Annotated in this window: 16 protein-coding genes; 12 read left to right on the plus strand and 4 right to left on the minus strand. The window is 62.9% G+C overall.

The genetic code is table 11. From position 1 onward, the window contains the following. The first annotated feature begins 73 nt into the window (after nucleotides 1-73). The 4 genes from DBV08_RS17335 (at nucleotide 74) to DBV08_RS17350 (ending at nucleotide 9743) form a co-directional block, all read left to right on the plus strand. Entirely contained in the window at nucleotides 74-802 is a 729-nt protein-coding gene (locus DBV08_RS17335) for a hypothetical protein (RefSeq protein WP_124568226.1), read from the plus strand. Nucleotides 803-847: 45 nt separating this feature from the next. Further along, nucleotides 848-1723, plus strand: a complete 876-nt coding sequence (locus DBV08_RS17340) for a hypothetical protein (RefSeq protein ID WP_124568227.1) — start codon at nucleotides 848-850, stop codon at nucleotides 1721-1723. Nucleotides 1724-2162: 439 nt separating this feature from the next. Further along, nucleotides 2163-5669, plus strand: a complete 3507-nt coding sequence (locus tag DBV08_RS17345; RefSeq protein ID WP_124568228.1) for a DNA-directed RNA polymerase subunit beta — start codon at nucleotides 2163-2165, stop codon at nucleotides 5667-5669. Between the two features lie 117 nt (nucleotides 5670-5786). After that, nucleotides 5787-9743, plus strand: a complete 3957-nt coding sequence (locus tag DBV08_RS17350) for a DNA-directed RNA polymerase subunit beta' (RefSeq protein WP_003941914.1) — start codon at nucleotides 5787-5789, stop codon at nucleotides 9741-9743. A gap of 103 nt (nucleotides 9744-9846) precedes the next feature. On the opposite strand, the gene DBV08_RS17355 is transcribed toward DBV08_RS17350, so the two are convergent. After that, nucleotides 9847-10233 (minus strand): glyoxalase superfamily protein, encoded by a 387-nt coding sequence (locus DBV08_RS17355; RefSeq protein WP_124568229.1) that lies wholly within the window; start codon nucleotides 10231-10233, stop codon nucleotides 9847-9849. 88 nt (nucleotides 10234-10321) lie between these two features. Between DBV08_RS17355 and DBV08_RS17360 the strand changes: the two genes are divergently transcribed. Further along, nucleotides 10322-11329, plus strand: a complete 1008-nt coding sequence (locus DBV08_RS17360; protein WP_124568230.1) for an LLM class flavin-dependent oxidoreductase — start codon at nucleotides 10322-10324, stop codon at nucleotides 11327-11329. 13 nt (nucleotides 11330-11342) lie between these two features. Here the strand turns inward: DBV08_RS17360 and DBV08_RS17365 are convergent, their stop codons facing one another. Beyond that, a complete protein-coding gene (locus DBV08_RS17365) occupies nucleotides 11343-11840 on the minus strand; it encodes a histidine phosphatase family protein (protein WP_124568231.1) in 498 nt (165 codons plus the stop codon). Nucleotides 11841-11913: 73 nt separating this feature from the next. Between DBV08_RS17365 and DBV08_RS17370 the strand changes: the two genes are divergently transcribed. Then, complete coding sequence (locus tag DBV08_RS17370) at nucleotides 11914-12114, plus strand: hypothetical protein (RefSeq protein ID WP_003941897.1); 201 nt, start codon at nucleotides 11914-11916, stop codon at nucleotides 12112-12114. On the opposite strand, the gene DBV08_RS17375 is transcribed toward DBV08_RS17370, so the two are convergent. Continuing rightward, the gene (locus DBV08_RS17375; protein ID WP_124568232.1) at nucleotides 12111-12869 is read right to left on the minus strand and encodes an acyl-[acyl-carrier-protein] thioesterase; all 759 of its coding nucleotides are present in this window, start codon (nucleotides 12867-12869) and stop codon (nucleotides 12111-12113) included. The two genes, DBV08_RS17370 and DBV08_RS17375, sit on opposite strands and share 4 nt — an antisense overlap. Before the next feature lie 44 nt (nucleotides 12870-12913). Further along, nucleotides 12914-13903 carry an NAD(P)-dependent alcohol dehydrogenase gene (locus DBV08_RS17380; protein ID WP_124568233.1) on the minus strand — a complete coding sequence of 330 codons (990 nt, stop codon included), beginning with the start codon at nucleotides 13901-13903 and terminating at the stop codon, nucleotides 12914-12916. A 65-nt stretch (nucleotides 13904-13968) separates the two neighbouring features. Here DBV08_RS17380 and DBV08_RS17385 point away from each other — a divergent pair, with 65 nt between their 5' ends. The 6 genes from DBV08_RS17385 (at nucleotide 13969) to DBV08_RS17410 (ending at nucleotide 19460) form a co-directional block, all read left to right on the plus strand. Next, nucleotides 13969-14625, plus strand: a complete 657-nt coding sequence (locus DBV08_RS17385; protein ID WP_124568234.1) for a TetR/AcrR family transcriptional regulator C-terminal domain-containing protein — start codon at nucleotides 13969-13971, stop codon at nucleotides 14623-14625. Nucleotides 14626-14704: 79 nt separating this feature from the next. After that, nucleotides 14705-15670 carry an NADPH:quinone oxidoreductase family protein gene (locus DBV08_RS17390; RefSeq protein ID WP_124568235.1) on the plus strand — a complete coding sequence of 322 codons (966 nt, stop codon included), beginning with the start codon at nucleotides 14705-14707 and terminating at the stop codon, nucleotides 15668-15670. A gap of 89 nt (nucleotides 15671-15759) precedes the next feature. Beyond that, entirely contained in the window at nucleotides 15760-16230 is a 471-nt protein-coding gene (locus DBV08_RS17395; RefSeq protein WP_003941890.1) for a MarR family winged helix-turn-helix transcriptional regulator, read from the plus strand. Beyond that, nucleotides 16227-17759 (plus strand): DHA2 family efflux MFS transporter permease subunit, encoded by a 1533-nt coding sequence (locus tag DBV08_RS17400; protein ID WP_050656395.1) that lies wholly within the window; start codon nucleotides 16227-16229, stop codon nucleotides 17757-17759. Before DBV08_RS17395 ends, DBV08_RS17400 begins: the two co-directional genes overlap by 4 nt. A 146-nt stretch (nucleotides 17760-17905) precedes the next feature. Then, a complete protein-coding gene (locus DBV08_RS17405) occupies nucleotides 17906-19000 on the plus strand; it encodes an LLM class flavin-dependent oxidoreductase (protein ID WP_095970472.1) in 1095 nt (364 codons plus the stop codon). Further along, nucleotides 18987-19460, plus strand: a complete 474-nt coding sequence (locus DBV08_RS17410) for a MarR family winged helix-turn-helix transcriptional regulator (protein ID WP_124568269.1) — start codon at nucleotides 18987-18989, stop codon at nucleotides 19458-19460. Before DBV08_RS17405 ends, DBV08_RS17410 begins: the two co-directional genes overlap by 14 nt. The last annotated feature ends 4 nt before the right edge of the window (nucleotides 19461-19464 follow it).

Consider the following 19464-nt stretch of genomic DNA (forward strand, 5'->3'; position numbering starts at 1 on the left):
GCAGTTCAGGCTACTGAGTTGTGGCAGTTGACGATTCGCGGCCAGAGGCTGGGCAAAACAGGTAAGTAGGGTAGTGAGTGTGATTCAGAGAAACAGTTCCCCGCAGTCCAGCGGGCCCGAGCAAGTCGAATCGGGAGCGCCGACAACCGGTAGACCGAAGGGGCTGACAGCGTCTCTGATTGCGGTCGGTGTCTTGCTTCTGGCGGCAGTGGTTGCGCTCGGTGTGTTCGGCGTCCCGTACGTCCGGGCGCTCACCACCGACCGCACTACCGCCGAGATGCGTGACGACGCGCTGGTCGGTGCGCAGCAAGTCGCGATCAACCTCAACAACGCGGATTCGGCGAATCTCGACCAGTCGATCGAGAACATGCGTTCTTCGGTGACCGGTGACGAGATGACGACGTACCTGCAGACCGTTCAGGATTCCATCACCGACGAGTTGCGTAACTCGGGCTCGAAGGCTGACACCGAAGTCGTTCAGTCCGCGCTCACCGAACTCAACACCGATGACCGGACCGCCACGGCTCTGGTCGTCGTTCGAGTGACCACGACGCAGGGCAATCAGTTCGTCAAGAATCAGCTCGGCATGCGGCTGGGCATGGTCGAGGTCGACGGGGTCTGGAAGGCGCAGTCGGCTGATCCGATCGGATCGCGACTCGATCTCGGCTCCGGCACTCTGCCGGCGGCCGACGGCTCCACGCCTGCACCTGATGCAACGCCCGCCCCCGGTTCGGGGACCGAGGCACCTGCGTCCGGTGCTCCTGCACCGACAACCGAGGGTGGTGATTCCGGTGGCCAGTAGTTCGTCGAACCTGCACACCGACATCCCTCGAAGGAGAAGCGCGTAATGCCACCCAAACGTCGTACCGGCGGACCGTCCTCCCCGCAGAACCGTCGGCCGAAGATCGCCGGAAGCGCTCGTTCACTCAACGTCCCCGCGGGGACGTCCGATTCGGATTCGGTCGAGCCCACGATCGAAAAGCCGGAAGAAGAAACACAGGAGGCTGTGAAGCCGGAGGCTGCGAAGCCGACGCTCGCGAAGGCAGAATCCGGAGACGCCGAGCCGCCGAAGCCGGAAACCGACGCTCCGGAATCCACCCCGGGCCCCGATCTCACCAAGCCGGTGAAGACAGCCGCAGACGAACCGAAGGTAGCCGCGGGAGAAGCGGAGGGCGCCGCCCCCACTGCCCCGCAGGCCGACGCGGGGGAGTCGCCGGCAACATCCACACAGCCGAAGGGCAGCTGGCGCCTGGTTGCGATCCTGGGGGCCGCGGCGGTGATCGTCGCGATCGTCGCCGGCATCGCCTTCTTCAAAGTCGGCGCGAAGACGGACGACATCGCCTGGGTGGACGAAGGCGCCACGGCCGAGGTTCTTCGCGTGACGCCGTCGGCGTTGGCGGCAGTCTTCACGTTTTCTCCCGACACGTTCGACGCCGATTTCGACAAGGGTGTCCAGGGCCTGAATCAGTCGATGCGTGACCAGCTGACGCAGTACAAGGACACGCAGAAGGCCGGTGTCGAACAAACTCAGACGGCAACGACCGCTGATGTCCCGCTGATCGGGATCACACGACTCGAGAAGGACCGGGCACAGGTGCTCGCCCAACTGAACGTCAGTTCGACGCAGAACGGCGTGGCGGCAGACTCTCGCTCCGGAATGGTCATCGTGAGGCTGGAGAAACAAGACGGAAACTGGCTGATCTCGGAGATTCGCGACCAGTAGCACCTGCGTACCACGACGAGGATCTGGACCGACGCACGATCTCGGTCCAGATTTTTCGTATGTGACGCCGTTGCTGGCTACACTTCCGGTGGCAGTGTTCGAATGCGCGTCACGAATGTTCGAATGCTGCGACACGCGCTCTCGCCCTTGACGGAGCGGTCCGCAAGGTCCACTCTGATCGGTGAACATGCACGGACGAGTGATCGGCAGTCTCACGTCAGTTTCTGAATTCGACCCTCAGTTACACCCGACTCGACATTTCCAGAGTAAGGGTGTACTTTTGGACGTTGCGCTGGCTGCCTCCTGTCCACCCCTCGTCTCAACCGCTGCGAAGTCAAGTACTTCTTGCTTTCTGCGACGGGTTTCGTTCGGGTTGTAACCAGCGAAATTCGAAGCAGATACAGCGGCGGTCGCAACAGCACGGAGCGGCCCGCGTGAGGTGCTGGAAGGACGCATCTTGGCAGTCTCTAGCCAGACCAAGGCAGTTTCCGGAATCCCCGGAGCCCCGAAGAGGGTTTCGTTCGCGAAAGTTCGCGAACCCCTCGAAGTTCCCGGGCTTCTTGACGTACAGACAGATTCGTTCGAGTGGCTGATCGGCGCGCAGAGTTGGCGCGAACGAGCAGCGGCACTCGGCGACAATGCAGTGTCCGGTGGTCTCGAGGACATCCTCGCGGAGCTTTCTCCGATCGAGGATTTCAACGGCACTATGTCGCTGTCCTTCTCCGACCCTCGATTCGACGAGGTCAAGGCCTCGACGGACGAGTGCAAAGACAAGGACATGACCTACGCGGCGCCTTTGTTCGTCACCGCGGAGTTCATCAACAACAACACTGGTGAGATCAAGAGCCAGACGGTCTTCATGGGAGATTTCCCGATGATGACCGACAAGGGCACCTTCATCATCAACGGCACCGAGCGCGTGGTCGTCTCGCAGCTCGTGCGTTCCCCCGGTGTGTACTTCGACATGAGCGTCGACAAGAGCACCGAGAAGGATCTGCACAGCGTCAAGGTGATCCCGGGTCGCGGCGCATGGCTCGAGTTCGACGTCGACAAGCGCGACACCGTTGGTGTCCGTATCGACCGCAAGCGTCGTCAGCCTGTCACCGTCCTGCTCAAGGCACTCGGCTGGACCACCGAGCAGATCACGGAGCGCTTCGGCTTCTCCGAGATCCTCATGGCCACGCTGGAGAAGGACAACACCGCCGGCACCGATGAGGCGTTGCTCGACATCTACCGCAAGCTGCGTCCGGGCGAGCCCCCCACCAAGGAGAGCGCGCAGACCCTGCTGGAGAACCTGTTCTTCAAGGACAAGCGCTACGACCTCGCTCGCGTGGGTCGTTACAAGATCAACAAGAAGCTCGGCCTGAACGCGGGTCAGCCGATCGTTGCATCCACTCTCACCGAAGAAGACATCGTCGCCACCGTCGAGTACCTCGTGCGTCTGCACGCAGGTGACACCTCGATGACGGCTCCGGGCGGCGTCGAGGTTCCCGTCGAGGTCGACGACATCGACCACTTCGGCAACCGTCGTCTGCGTACGGTCGGCGAGCTCATCCAGAACCAGATCCGCGTGGGCTTGTCCCGCATGGAGCGTGTGGTTCGTGAGCGCATGACCACGCAGGACGTCGAGGCAATCACGCCTCAGACGCTGATCAACATCCGTCCCGTCGTCGCTGCGATCAGGGAGTTCTTCGGAACCTCCCAGCTGTCGCAGTTCATGGACCAGAACAACCCGCTGTCGGGGCTGACGCACAAGCGTCGTCTGTCCGCCCTCGGCCCGGGTGGTCTGTCCCGTGAGCGCGCCGGCCTCGAGGTTCGCGACGTTCACCCGTCGCACTACGGCCGCATGTGCCCGATCGAGACCCCGGAAGGCCCGAACATCGGCCTGATCGGTTCGCTGTCGGTCTACGCCCGCGTCAACCCGTTCGGTTTCATCGAGACCCCGTACCGTCGCGTCGTCGACGGACAGGTGACCGACGAGGTCGACTACCTGACCGCTGACGAAGAAGACCGCCACGTGGTCGCGCAGGCCAACTCGGCCATCGACCGCGATGGTCGCTTCACCGACTCGAAGATTCTCGTCCGTCGTAAGGGTGGCGAGGTCGAGTTCGTCGCGTCCTCCGACATCGACTACATGGACGTTTCGCCGCGTCAGATGGTGTCCGTCGCAACCGCGATGATTCCGTTCCTCGAGCACGACGATGCAAACCGTGCCCTGATGGGCGCGAACATGCAGCGTCAGGCTGTCCCGCTGGTTCGCAGCGAGGCACCTCTCGTCGGAACCGGCATGGAGCTGCGTGCAGCTGTGGATGCCGGCGACGTCATCATCACCGAGAAGACCGGTGTCGTGGAGGAGATCTCCGCGGACTACGTCACGGTGATGGCTGACGACGGAAGCCGCAAGACGTACCGGATGCGCAAGTTCGCGCGTTCCAACCAGGGCACGTGCGCCAACCAGCGTCCGATCGTGGACGAGGGACAGCGTGTCGAGGCCGGCCAGGTTCTGGCCGACGGCCCTTGCACCGAGAACGGTGAGATGGCGCTGGGCAAGAACTTGCTCGTCGCGATCATGCCGTGGGAAGGCCACAACTACGAGGACGCGATCATTCTGTCGCAGCGTCTCGTGGAAGAGGACGTCCTGACCTCGATTCACATCGAGGAGCACGAGATCGATGCCCGCGACACCAAACTCGGTGCCGAGGAAATCACTCGCGACATCCCGAACGTCTCCGACGAGGTCCTCGCCGACCTCGACGAGCGCGGCATCATCCGTATCGGTGCCGAGGTTCGTGACGGCGACGTGCTGGTCGGAAAGGTCACGCCGAAGGGCGAGACCGAGCTGACCCCCGAAGAGCGCCTCCTTCGCGCCATCTTCGGTGAGAAGGCTCGCGAGGTTCGTGACACGTCCCTCAAGGTTCCTCACGGTGAGACCGGCAAGGTCATCGGAATCCGCGTGTTCTCGCGTGACGAAGACGACGATCTGCCTCCCGGTGTCAACGAGTTGGTCCGCGTCTACGTGGCACAGAAGCGCAAGATCCAGGACGGCGACAAGCTCGCCGGCCGCCACGGCAACAAGGGCGTCATCGGCAAGATTCTGCCGCAGGAAGACATGCCGTTCCTCTCGGACGGCACGCCTGTCGACATCATCTTGAACACGCACGGCGTCCCGCGTCGTATGAACATCGGTCAGGTCTTGGAGACCCACCTCGGGTGGATCGGCAAGACCGGCTGGAACGTTCAGATCGCGTCCGACGGCTCTCGTCCCGACTGGGCTGCGACCCTGCCGGAAGAGATGCTGTCCGCTCCGGCCGACTCGAACATCGCCACCCCGGTGTTCGACGGTGCGAAGGAAGACGAGCTCACCGGTCTCCTCGGCGCGACGCTGCCGAACCGTGACGGCGAGCAGATGGTCGGACCCGACGGAAAGGCCACCTTGTTCGACGGCCGCTCCGGCGAGCCGTTCCCGTACCCGGTCTCGGTCGGTTACATGTACATCATCAAGCTGCACCACTTGGTCGACGACAAGATCCACGCTCGTTCGACCGGTCCGTACTCGATGATCACGCAGCAGCCTCTCGGTGGTAAGGCCCAGTTCGGTGGCCAGCGCTTCGGTGAGATGGAGTGCTGGGCGATGCAGGCCTACGGCGCGGCTTACACGCTGCAGGAACTGCTGACCATCAAGTCTGACGACGTGGTCGGTCGAGTCAAGGTGTACGAAGCCATCGTCAAGGGCGAGAACATCCCCGAACCCGGCATCCCCGAGTCGTTCAAGGTGCTCCTCAAGGAGCTCCAGTCGCTCTGCCTCAACGTGGAGGTGCTGTCCTCGGACGGCGCGGCCATCACGATGGCGGACGGCGACGACGAGGACTTGGAGCGGGCCGCAGCGAACCTTGGCATCAACCTGTCCAGGAACGAAGCTGCGACGGTCGACGACCTCGCGAACTAGGTTTCGGTCCCCGGGTTGCTCTTGAAAGAGCGGCCCGGGGGCGTAGTTCACATTTGAATTGGCAGTCAGGTTGCCGGGTGACCGGCAACCGTAACCCCAACGGGGAAAGGAAGTTACGTGCTCGACGTCAACTTCTTCGATGAACTCCGCATTGGCTTGGCCAGTGCAGAGGACATCCGCAATTGGTCCTACGGCGAGGTCAAGAAGCCGGAGACCATCAACTACCGCACGCTCAAGCCCGAGAAGGACGGCCTCTTCTGCGAGAAGATCTTCGGCCCCACCCGGGACTGGGAGTGCTACTGCGGTAAGTACAAGCGTGTCCGCTTCAAGGGCATCATCTGTGAGCGCTGTGGCGTCGAGGTCACTCGCGCCAAGGTTCGTCGTGAGCGCATGGGTCACATCGAACTGGCCGCACCGGTCACGCACATCTGGTACTTCAAGGGTGTTCCGAGCCGTCTCGGTTACCTGCTCGACCTGGCTCCGAAGGATCTCGAAAAGATCATCTACTTCGCTGCCTACGTCATCGTCGGCGTCGACGAGGAGCTCCGTCACAACGAGCTGTCCACCCTCGAAGCCGAGATGCAGGTCGAGAAGAAGACCGTCGCAGATCAGCGTGACGCCGATCTCGAGGCACGTGCGCAGAAGCTCGAAGCCGACATCGCCGAGCTGGAGGCAGAGGGCGCGAAGTCCGATGTCCGCCGCAAGGTCAAGGACGGCGGCGAGCGCGAAATGCGTCAGCTCCGTGACCGCGCGCAGCGTGAGCTGGATCGTCTCGACGAGATCTGGACCACCTTCACCAAGCTGAGCGTCAAGCAGCTCATCATCGACGAGCTCCTGTACCGCGAGCTGGTCGACCGTTACGGCGAGTACTTCACGGGTGCGATGGGCGCAGAGTCCATCCAGATCCTGATGCAGAACTTCGACCTCGACGCCGAGGCAGAGTCTCTCCGCGAGACCATCCGCAGCGGCAAGGGCCAGAAGAAGCTGCGTGCACTCAAGCGCCTCAAGGTGGTTGCGGCTTTCCAGACCAACGGCAACTCGCCGATGGGCATGGTCCTCAACGCTGTTCCGGTGATCCCGCCGGAGCTTCGCCCGATGGTTCAGCTCGACGGTGGACGTTTCGCGACGTCCGACCTCAACGACCTGTACCGCCGCGTCATCAACCGCAACAACCGCCTCAAGCGACTGATCGACCTCGGTGCTCCCGAGATCATCGTCAACAACGAGAAGCGGATGCTGCAGGAGTCCGTCGACGCCCTGTTCGACAACGGCCGTCGTGGACGTCCGGTCACCGGACCGGGTAACCGCCCGCTGAAGTCCCTGAGCGATCTGCTCAAGGGCAAGCAGGGTCGTTTCCGTCAGAACCTGCTCGGTAAGCGCGTCGACTACTCGGGTCGTTCCGTGATCGTCGTCGGTCCTCAGCTCAAGCTGCACCAGTGTGGTCTGCCCAAGCTGATGGCTCTCGAGCTGTTCAAGCCGTTCGTGATGAAGCGTCTGGTCGATCTCAACCACGCGCAGAACATCAAGTCGGCAAAGCGCATGGTCGAGCGCAAGCGCGTCCAGGTGTGGGACGTCCTCGAAGAGGTCATCGCCGAGCACCCCGTGCTGCTCAACCGTGCACCTACGCTGCACCGTCTGGGTATCCAGGCATTCGAGCCGCAGCTCGTCGAGGGCAAGGCCATTCAGCTCCACCCGCTGGTGTGTGAGGCCTTCAACGCCGACTTCGACGGTGACCAGATGGCTGTTCACCTCCCGCTGTCGGCAGAGGCTCAGGCCGAGGCACGCATCTTGATGCTGTCCTCGAACAACATCCTCTCGCCTGCTTCGGGTCGCCCGCTCGCCATGCCGCGTCTGGACATGGTCACGGGTCTGTTCCACCTGACCCGTCTCGACGAGGGTGTCACCGGTGAGCTCGTTGCTCCGACCAACGACGAGGCAGAGCAGGGCGTGTACTCCTCGCCCGCCGAGGCTCAGATGGCAGTCGACCGCGGCGCGCTCTCGGTTCAGGCTCAGATCAAGGTGCGTCTGACGCAGCAGCGTCCGCCGCGCGACCTCGAGAACGAACTGTTCCCCGAGGGCTGGAACTACGGTGACGGCTGGACCGCCACCACGACACTCGGCCGTGTGCTCTTCAACGAGCTGCTTCCGGCGGACTACCCGTTCGTCAACGAGCAGATGCCGAAGAAGCGCCAGGCGACGATCATCAACGATCTCGCCGAGCGGTACCCGATGATCGTGGTTGCTCAGACCGTCGACAAGCTCAAGGACGTCGGGTTCTACTGGGCCACCCGTTCGGGTGTCACGGTCTCGATTTCCGACGTGCTCGTGCCGCCGGAGAAGCCTGCCATCATCGAGGACTTCGAGGCTCAGGCCGACAAGATCGAGAAGCAGTACCAGCGTGGTGCTCTGGACAAGAAGGAGCGCAACAGCGCTCTGGTCACCATTTGGCAGGAAGCGACCGACAAGGTCGGCAAGGCCATGGAGGCTCACTTCCCCGACAGCAACCCGATCCCGATGATCGTGAAGTCCGGCGCAGCCGGCAACATGACTCAGGTTCGCTCGCTCGCCGGTATGAAGGGTCTGGTGACAAACCCGAAGGGTGAGTTCATCCCGCGTCCGATCAAGTCTTCCTTCAAGGAAGGCCTGACCGTTCTCGAGTACTTCATCAACACGCACGGTGCTCGTAAGGGTCTGGCCGATACCGCACTCCGCACCGCCGACTCGGGTTACCTGACCCGTCGTCTGGTGGACGTTTCGCAGGACGTCATCGTCCGCGAGGTCGACTGTGGAACAGAGCGCGGCATCGTCACCACGATCGCCGAGAAGCAGGCCGACGGCACGATGATCCGCGATGCTCACGTGGAGACCAGCACGTACGCCCGTACCTTGGCGGCCGATGCAGTCGACGCGAACGGCACCGTCATCGTCGAGCGTGGCCACGATCTCGGTGACCCCGCGATCGATGCTCTGCTCGAAGCCGGCATCACGACGGTCAAGGTCCGCTCGGTCCTGACCTGCACCACCGGCACCGGCGTGTGCGCCACTTGCTACGGCCGCTCGATGGCCACCGGCAAGCTGGTCGACATCGGTGAGGCTGTCGGTATCGTCGCCGCTCAGTCGATCGGTGAGCCCGGTACCCAGCTGACCATGCGTACCTTCCACCAGGGTGGTGTCGCAGGAGATGACATCACCGGCGGTCTGCCGCGTGTCCAGGAGCTGTTCGAGGCACGTGTGCCCAAGGGCAAGGCTCCTATCGCGGACGTCACCGGTCGGGTACAGCTCGAAGACGGCGATCGTTTCTACAAGATCACCATCGTTCCGGACGACGGCGGCGAAGAGGTTGTCTACGACAAGCTCAGCAAGCGTCAGCGTCTGCGCGTCTTCAAGCACGCCGACGGTCGCGAAAGCCTCTTGGCTGACGGTGACCACGTCGAGGTCGGACAGCAGCTCATGGAAGGTGCTGCCGATCCCCACGAGGTCCTGCGAGTCATGGGTCCGCGTCAGGTTCAGATCCACTTGGTCAACGAGGTCCAGGAGGTGTACCGGAGCCAGGGTGTGTCGATCCACGACAAGCACATCGAGGTCATCGTGCGCCAGATGCTTCGTCGCGTGACGATCATCGATTCCGGTGCCACCGAGTTCCTGCCCGGTTCGCTCACCGAGCGCGCCGAGTTCGAGTCGGCAAACCGCCGCGTTGTCGCCGAGGGTGGCGAGCCCGCAGCCGGCCGTCCGGTGCTCATGGGTATCACGAAGGCGTCGCTCGCGACGGATTCGTGGCTGTCCGCGGCATCGTTCCAGGAGACCACTCGTGTCTTGACCGACGCGGCTATCAACTGCCGTTCGGACAAGCTGATCGGTCTGAAGGAAAATGTCATCATCGGCAAGCTGATCCCTGCCGGTACCGGTATCAACCGTTACCGCAACATCCAGGTTCAGCCCACCGAAGAGGCACGCGCCGCTGCTTACGCAGTGCCGTCGTACGACGACCAGTACTACAGCCCGGACGGCTTCGGCCAGAACACCGGTGCTGCAGTTCCGCTGGACGACTACGGCTTCAGCAACGACTACCGCTAGTCGGGTAGTCGCATGTGACGACTACCGCTAGCGGTTAGTTCGTAGAAGATCCCCCCACCTCGAAAGAGGTGGGGGGATTTTTCATGGCAGGAGTCGTTCGTGTTCAGGAGTTACTGCCGCTGAGGTCCGGGATGACGATCTCCTGGACAGCCCACTTGTTGCCGTCGGGGTCGGCGAAGTAGATGAACCGTCCCCAGGCCTGGTCGTCGATCGGGCTGATGTCGATGCCGCGGCTCTTGAACTCGCGCTCGGCCTCTTCGACGTCTTTGACCACTACCTGCATGCCGACGACGGAACCGGGCTCGGCGTCGGTGATTCCCTTGCCGATGCAGATCGAGCAGGCGGAGCCGGGTGGTGTCAGCTGGACGAATCGTAGGTCCTCGCTGACCGTGTGATCGTGGTCGGCATTGAAGCCGAGGCGGACGTAGAAGTCCTTGGCGCGGTCGATGTCGGTGACGGGAATGGCGACCAGTTCGAGCTTGATGTCCATGACGTGCCCTTCATGTGATGGTGAATTCCGGCGACAGGTCCAGTGTTGCGGGTATTGCGGTCAGAAACGGTCCTCGTTCGACGCCCGGATGAAAGTTTCCGAATTCCTTGTTGCTCCGAGAGTGCTTCTCTCACTGCTCGACCGATCCCGAACCAGGAGCGGATACCCCGACTCCGCAGCTCTGACGCATTCCGCCGAACGCGCCGCGCACGCCGACGCGCTCGGCTACCACCGGTTCTGGGTGGCCGAGCATCACGCAGTGCCCGGGATCGGGAGCGGGTCGCCGGCCGTACTGCTCGCCGCGATCGGCGCGCAGACGCGCGAGATCAGACTCGGGAGCGGTGGGGTCATGCTGCCGAATCACCAACCACTGATCGTCGCCGAGCAGTTCTTGATGCTGGAGGCTCTGTACCCGGGGCGAATCGATCTCGGCCTCGGTCGATCGCTGGGATTCACGGAGCCTGTTCGTCAGGCATTACGACGCAGCAAGGACGCTCCGGACACGTTTGCGTCGGATCTGGAAGAGGTGAGGCGCTACCTTGACGGATCCGCGGCTGTGACGGCACGGCCGGCGTCGGAGACCGGGGTGCCGATCTTCGTGCTCGCGACGCGCACGGGCCTGGAAGTGGCAGCGCAACTGGGGCTTCCGGTGGTCGTGGGTGGGCCGATACTCGGAATCGGGGGTACCGGCCGGGTGGATGCACTGGACGAGTACCGCCGGGCTTTCCGGGCCACCGACGCTCATCCCGAACCCTACGTGGTGGTCTCTCTCGAGGTGGCGGTTGCCGATACCACCGACGCGGCGCGTGAGTTGCTGATCCCGGAGGCATACGCACTCGCAGAATCGTCACGGACAGGGGAGTTTCCGCCGCTGGTGTCACCGGACGAGATCAGGCACGCCCCGCGCAGTGACCGAAACGCCAGGCGGATCGAGTCGTTCATGGCGTCGGCGCTGCACGGGACGCCCGTCGAGGTGAAGCAGCAACTTCACGATCTGGCCGAGCGGACCGGTGCCGACGAAGTGTTGGCGTCGACGTCGACGTACGACCGTGACGCGCTTGCACTTTCGGACCGCCTGCTACGTGAGGTGCTCTAGCGGTGTGGTTGATCTAACGAGGCACGTGAAACTCGAGCAGCGTCGCGACGGAGTCGTCGAGGTCGGTCCACGGCACCGGTACGGAGAGGACGGCGATCGCCGAAGTCGGGAACTTGTCGCGGATACGTTGGGCCGCTTCGGAGTTTTCGTTCGATGCGAGATCGAGTGCAGTCCAGGGAATTCCGGGTTCGTGTCCGACGATCAGGAGCGTCTTGACGTGGTCGGACGTGGTTCGCGCAGCTGCAATGACGTCTGCGGGTGAGCCGCCGTAGATGGACTTCTCGAATCCGGCGGGAGCTTCGATTCCCGTCGAGGCAAGAGTTTCGACGGTCCGCCGGGAGGTGGAGCACAGGACGGCGTCGACGGGCGGGACGTTTTCACGGATCCATTCGCCGCCGATGCGGGCCTCGCGCAGGCCCCGTTCGGCGAGCGGACGCTCGTGATCACGGATGCCCTCGGGGTAGCTGGACTTGCCGTGTCGCATGAGGACGAGGGTGCGGTGGTCGGCCATGCGTTCACGGTATCCGCTTTATGCCCGTCAGTCCGGTTACTCTGGATGGTCAGGACCTTGAAGGAGGTTTTCGATGGCCGGTAAGAAGCTCGATCGAACTAATGCCCGAACTGCACTCGAGGTTGTACGCGAAAGCCCCACCATCGCTTTCATCACCGTTGCCCCGGCAGTGGTCGTGTTCGGCGTGGTGTGGTGGCTCTTCGGTTTCTGGGCCGCGATTCTTCTCGCGTTGGTGTTCGGTGTCGCGGCTGTCGCGACCCAGAAACTGCGTTAGAGGGCGCTCACCTGCGCAACTGCGCGGAGCGCTTCGCCGACCAGGAACCAGACCGTGACGGTCTTGTCGTCGACGCGGCTGCGCAGGACGACGTCGTCGCTGGAGACGATGGGGGAGAGGTACTCGATCAGTGCTCGATGCGGAACCGTACGCAGTTCGGTGCGAGCGCTGAGGACCTCTTCGACCGCCTGCCAGTAGACGGCGTTGTTGACGTGGTCGAACGGGTCGATGTCGGTGGCGCGCAGAGCGAACGGCGTGTCGAGAACACCGGCGTCGTCCGCCTCCGGTGCGTTCTCGGCGAGGACACGCTTCCACTTCAGACGATGCTCGTCGGTGGATTCTTCCAACGGCCGCATGAAGTCGTCGCTCATCCGGGTGGGCATGCCTGACTCGGCGCTGATGTTGATCCAGAAACCTTCGGTCTCCATCAGGGCGCCGTTGCTGCCGTCGAAGCGCACGCGCATGTTCGCCCACCTCGTGGAGAAGCCGGAGCACCAGCGAGTCATCGTCAACTCTTCCGGCCAGATCGCCGGGCGTACGACATCGACGACCGTACGACGCACGATCCAGAGCGGATGGGTGTCGATGGCGCCCGCGGCTTCGATGTTGTCGTTGCCGATGTCCTGCAGGTACCGGGCGACGGCGTCGAGCCTGACCTGCTTGGCGACGTCGATGTCGCCGGTGCGGACCGGGCGGGACTTGACGAAGATCGGTCCTCTGTCGGGCTGCTGCGCGAGCGTGAGATCTGGGTACACGTGAGATTCCTGTTCGCTGGAGTGAGCCGATTCTGTCAGGCTTTTCAGCGAGTGGCGATTATCTGCTTTCCGCAGCCGGAACCGTCGACCATTCGTGCCACGGCGACGGCGGTGTCGGCAAGGGGATGAACGGAGTCGATCACCGGGGTGATGTCTCCGGCGTCGATCATCTGCGTCAGGACCTCCAGATCTTCGGCGTTCTCCGAAGCGATGAGGGTGCCCATTTTCTGAGATATGAACGGAGACAAGCAGTGTGCGCGGATCTGGCGATCGATTCCGCCGAGCCACCGTCCGCCGTTCTCGCCGCCGACGATCACCAGCGTTCCGGTGCGTGTGAGCGCTCGTCGTAGGTCTCGCAGTCGGCGGTTGCCACCGGTGTCGATGATGACGTCGTATCGATGTGATCCGTCGGTGGCGTCGTCGACGCGGTAGTCGAGAACCTCGTCGACTCCGAGGGAGCGGACGGCGTCGGTTTTCGAGGTGCTGCATACGCCGGTGACGTGAGCGCCCATGGCTTGTGCCACCTGCACCGCGTAGATCCCGACGCCACCGGATGCGCCGAGTACGAGGACGGATTGCCGCGCCTGCACGCGGCCGTGGTCGCGTACGGCTTGCAGCGCTGTGAGGGCGGAGACCGGCACCGCTGCTGCTTGTGCGAACGACAACCGGGCAGGTTTTGCGGCAATCTTGGTTTCGAGTGCGCGTGCGTATTCCGCAAACGAACCGACCGCGATCCCGTACACCTCCTGGCCGACTGCCACGCGGGTAACCGAGCTGCCGACGGCCTCGACGCGGCCGGCCACGTCCAGCCCGCGGACCCGATTTTTGGGTGCGCGCAGTCCGAAACCGGCTAGGCGCAACGGATATGGCAGTCCGGCCATGAGATGCCATGCCCCGCGGTCGACGGACGCGGCCTCGACGCGTATCAGCACTTCGTTGTCGGCGACAGCGGGCCGCGGAATGCGGTCGACGTAGAGAACGTCGGCCTCGCCGTAGCGATCCTGTACGACGGCCGTCATCAGTTCCTTCGCCATGCGAGTCTCCGTTCGTCGAATACTTACGTCGTAAGTATTGCACTTACGGTGTAAGTTCTGTCAACGTGGAAAAGCGCGCAAGATTGACCCGAGACGACGTTGTACGCGCTGCTGTCGCGCTTGCCGATTCCGTCGGAATCGATTCGATGACCATGCGCAAGCTGGGGACCGAACTGGGCGTCGAGGCGATGTCTCTGTACAACCATGTTTCCGACAAGGGGGATCTGCTCGACGGAATGGTCGATGCGGTCTTCGCGGAGATCGATCTGCCGACGCCGGGACACCCGTGGCGCACGGAACTCCACGCGCGAGCGGTATCGACGCGGGAAGTGTTGGCGAGACACCCGTGGGCAACTCCGTTGATGGAGTCCCGAACGACGCCTGGTCCCGCGACCCTGCGCCACCACGACGCCGTCATCGGAACGCTACGCGCCGCCGAATTTCCGGTTGCCCTTGCTGCGCACGCCTTTTCGATCATGGATGCGTACATCTACGGCTTTGTGCTCCAAGAGGTGAGTCTGCCGTTCGAAACCGCGCAGGAAACGACGGAACTGGCGAACGCGATCATGGGGTCGTTCGAGAGCGGTCAGTATCCGCACCTGGCCGAGTTGACCACCGAGCATGTCCTGGCGCCCGGATACAGCTATGCCGCCGAATTCGCTTTCGGTCTGGATCTGATTCTCGACGGTCTCGACCGTCTGCACATCGGGAGTGAACGATGATCTGACGTGTGTGCCGGGTTAAAGTCGAGAAAACCGGGTTACCGGTCCAGACTTCAGATGTCCCGAAGAGGAGCTTTCTGTGCGCGCCATGGTGGTTACGGAACTGTCCGGTCCCGAAGGAATTGTCGCGCAGGAGGTTCCCGAGCCCGCCGCCGAAGGTCTCGTCCTCATCGATGTGAAGGCCAGCGGTGTCTGCTTTCCGGATCTGCTGATCACCTACGGCAAGTACCAGATCCGCCCGGAACCGCCGTTCATTCCCGGCGCGGAGATCTCGGGCGTCGTGGTCTCCGCGCCGGAGGGATCGGGTTTCGCTCCGGGTGATCGTGTTCTCGCGGCCGCGTATCTGGGTGGGTATGCAGAGCGGATTGCCGTCAACCCGGCGCAGGTGCTTCGAATTCCGGACGGACTCGCTTTCGACGAGGCGGCGTCGCTGATCATCAATTATCAGACGATGGAGTTCGCGCTCGCTCGTCGCGCGAAGATCGTCGCGGGGGAGACAGTCGTTGTACTCGGCGCTGCGGGCGGTGTCGGAACGGCAACCATCCAGCTGGCCAAGGCGCACGGCGCCCGGGTGATTGCCGTAGTACGCCGCGAGGGCGTCGAGGACTTCCTTCGTGAGCTCGGCGCCGACGAGGTGGTCCCGCTTGCTCCGGGATGGGGCGAGCGTATTCGGGAACTGACCGACGGCGTCGGCGCGCAGATCGTCGTGGATCCGGTGGGCGGCGACGCGTTCGACGACGCGGTGCGTGTTCTGGCGCCGGAGGGCCGTCTTGTGGTGATCGGTTTTGCCGGTGGCGGCATCCCCGAGGTCAAGGTGAACCGGGTGCTGTTCCGCAACATCAGCATTGTCGGAGCCGCGTGGGGTGAGTTCACACGCACCAATCCCGAAGCGGTAGCCGAGGTCCACGCATCGCTGGTAGAACACGTCCGAAACGGCTTGCGACCCCTGGTCAAGGCACGGTATCCCCTTGCCGATGCAGCAGTTGCCCTGGCTGATCTCGAAAGCGGCAAAGTTCTCGGAAAGGCCATCTTGCTGCAGGAATGATTCTTCGCAACGTGATGGTGGTCACCAAATAATAAGTTGCAACATGTTTTCATTTGGGCAATAGTTGCAACCGCACTACCATTTGCCAGGTGATCGCTTCCGATTCTGATGACCTGTATGGAGCACTCGACGAGTTGTTCACTCGCCTGATGAGCGCCGGTGATTCGGAGTCGATCGATGCGTTGATCGAGCTGGATCTCTCGTTCTCTCAGGTGCGTGTGCTGTTCGTGCTTGCGCAACGTGATGCGGCGATCCCGATCAACGAGGTTGCCGACGAGCTTCGGCTCTCGGTGGCAGCGACGGGGCGGAACATCGATCAGCTCGTGAACATGGGTCTGGTCGATCGCCGTGAAGACGAGCGGGACCGACGCGTCAAGCGGGTTTCCTTGTCGGAGGCCGGTCGTAAGGTGACGACCAACCACATCGAGTGCAAGCGCGGCCAGCTTCGTGAATTCGCGTCGCGTGTTCCTGAGCCAGAGCGGATTCGTTTGTTCGAGGCTCTCAAGCCCATTCTCGCGGGTGACTATCTGCGAGCACTTAACCAGGAGACTTCGCGATGACATCGCCGAACGCGCCGGCACCGGCGTCCGACAAACTTGACGGGGCGGTCCTCAAGATCGCTTCCGTGGTGGTGCTCGGCGCCATCATGTCGATTCTCGACGTAACCGTGGTGAGCGTCGCGCTCACCACTTTTGCCGAGGACTTCGAAACTTCGTACGCCACCGTCGCGTGGACGATGACGGCGTACACCCTCGCTTTGGCGACGGTCATTCCGGTTACCGGCTGGGCTGCCGACCGTTTCGGTACCAAGCGCCTGTACATGACGGCCCTGGTGCTGTTCGTGCTCGGTTCGGTCGCCTGTGCGATGGCGTGGGACATCACCTCGCTCATCGGCTTCCGTGTGCTTCAGGGCCTCGGCGGCGGCATGTTGATGCCGCTCGGTATGACGATCATGACCCGGGCTGCCGGTCCGGACCGCGTCGGTCGCGTCATGGCAGTTCTCGGTATCCCGATGCTGCTCGGCCCCATCGGTGGCCCGATCCTCGGTGGTTGGCTGATCGAGGCCGCGAGCTGGCACTGGATCTTCCTCATCAACCTGCCGATCGGCATCATCGCGTTGGCAGCGGCATTCATCATCTTGCCGTCGGACAAGGCGAAGCCTTCGGAGTCCTTCGACTTCCTCGGCATGATCCTGCTGTCGCCCGGCCTCGCGCTGTTCTTGTTCGGTGTGTCGTCCATTCCCGAGGTGGGAACCGTTGCGTCGGCTCGGGTTCTGGTGTCGGCCGGTATCGGTCTGGCGCTGATCATCGCCTTCGTGTTCCACGCGCTCAACAAGGATCACCCGCTGATCGACCTGCACCTGTTCAAGAACCGTCAGTTGACCACCGCCGTCATCACGACGTCGCTGTTCATCGTCGCGTTCATGGGGGCCGGGTTGCTGTTCCCGAGCTACTTCATTCAGGTCGGCGGTCACACCACGCTCGCTGCCGGGTTGCTCATGGCTCCGCAGGGTCTGGGCGCCATGGTGACCATGCCCATCGCCGGTCGACTGGTCGACAAGATCGGCCCGGGCAAGATCGTCCTGACCGGTTTGCCGTTGATTCTCATCGGTTTGGGTGTGTTCACGCAGGTCGCTTCCGACTCGCCGACGTGGCTGTTGATGGGCGCGCTGTTCGTCATGGGCCTCGGTATGGGTTGCACCATGATGCCGCTGATGACCGCAGCTATCGTGACGCTCTCCAACGAGCAGATCGCTCGCGGCTCCACCCTGATGAACATCGTTCAGCAGACCGCAGGTTCGATCGGTACCGCCGTGATGTCGGTGGTCTTGACCAACCAGCTTCTCGATCGTGGACTCGATACGACGATGGTCGGAGCGGCGTCGCACATTCCGACCGAACCGGGAAGTCCGCAGGAGTCCGCTGCAGATTCGATTCTCAGCGCGGCGTCGGATGCCTTCGGTAACACCTTCCTCGTTGCCACTGTGCTGATCGTCCTGACCCTCATCCCGGCGTTCTTCCTGCCGCGGAGCAAGACCACCAGGCCGGTGGCCGAGGGCGAGACGGCAACGCCGATCGTCATGCACTGACCGCTTTTCGATAGATCGTTCGTCCGGTGAGGGCGGCACACATCTTGTGTGCCGCCCTCACCTTTTTGCCGTGGAATAGAGCTTGATGGTTGAATGTTTGATCAGTTACATGCAAACGCATGGATCTAGTTCGCGGAGGAGCAACCATGCAGTTCGGAATCTTCACGGTCGGTGACGTCACCACTGATCCCACGACGGGGACGACCCCGACAGAGCACGAGCGCATCAAGGCCATGACGACCATCGCCAAGCACGCCGAGGAAGTCGGCCTCGACGTCTTCGCGACCGGCGAGCATCACAACAAGCCGTTCGTGCCGTCATCGCCGACCACGATGCTCGGATACATCGCGGCCCAGACCGAGAAGATCACCCTTTCCACGTCCACGACGCTGATCACCACCAACGACCCGGTGAAGATCGCCGAGGACTACGCGATGCTTCAACACCTCGCCGAGGGGCGCGTCGATCTGATGATGGGACGCGGGAACACCGCGCCGGTCTACCCGTGGTTCGGCAAGGACATTCGCGCCGGCATCCCGTTGGCGCTCGAGAACTATCAACTTCTGCGCCGGCTGTGGGACGAGGAGGTCGTGAACTGGCAGGGGGAGTACCGCACTCCGCTCCAGGGATTCACGTCCACGCCGCGCCCGCTGGACGGCATCGCGCCGTTCGTGTGGCACGGTTCGATCCGTAGCCCCGAGATCGCCGAGATCGCGGCTTATCACGGCGACGGATTCTTCGCCAACAACATCTTCTGGCCGAAAGAGCACTACATCGAGCTGATCAATCTCTACCGCCGGCGTTACGAGCATTACGGCCATGGGTCGGCGGATCAGGCGATCGTCGGACTCGGTGGTCAGGTCTTCATGCGCAAGAACAGTCAGGACGCGGTCAAGGAATTCCGTCCGTATTTCGACAATGCTCCGGTGTACGGACACGGCCCCTCACTCGAAGAGTTCACCGAGCAGACGCCGCTGACCGTCGGTTCCCCTGAGCAGGTCATCGAGAAGACGTTGGCGTTCGCCGATTTCTTCGGTGACTATCAGCGCCAGCTGTTCCTGATGGATCACGCCGGGCTGCCGCTGAAGACCGTGCTCGAGCAGCTCGATCTGCTCGGTGAGGAAGTTGTTCCGGTTCTGCGCCGTGAGTTCGCGGCCAGGCGGCCCGCACATGTGCCGGACAACCCGCCCACTCACGCGTCGATGAAGGCAGCTCGTGAGGCAAGCAGTGTCACTGCCTGACGAGCAACCGCTTGACGTTCCGGTCAGTACCACCGAACTCGCCACCGACGCCTGGGAAGCCCTGTTTCGCGCCCAGGTGTCGGTGCTGCGGCGGCTGGCTGCCGATGACGTCTGGGATCAGGTGACGATGCGCGAGTACGACGTGCTGTTCACTCTCAGTCTCGCGCCGCGGAACTGCCTGCGCCTGCATGACCTGAATCGGGAGATTCTGTTGAGCCAACCGTCGCTCAGTCGCCTGGTGGAGCGGCTGGAGGGCGAAGGTCTGGTATCGAGGAGTGTTGATCCGCGCGATCGCCGCGGCACGGTCGTGCAACTCACCGAAGCGGGTGCAGCGCTGCAGAAATCAGTGGGCCGCCGCCATGCAGCGAGCATTCGGCGCCACGTCGGACCAGCGTTGGACGCCGATGAACTCCGGCAACTAGCGGAATTGTGCACGCGTCTGCGTCTCGCGCAGTCATGACTAG

This window comes from Rhodococcus sp. KBW08, assembly GCF_003852455.1.
Classification (GTDB): Bacteria; Actinomycetota; Actinomycetes; order Mycobacteriales; family Mycobacteriaceae; genus Rhodococcus_F; species Rhodococcus_F baikonurensis.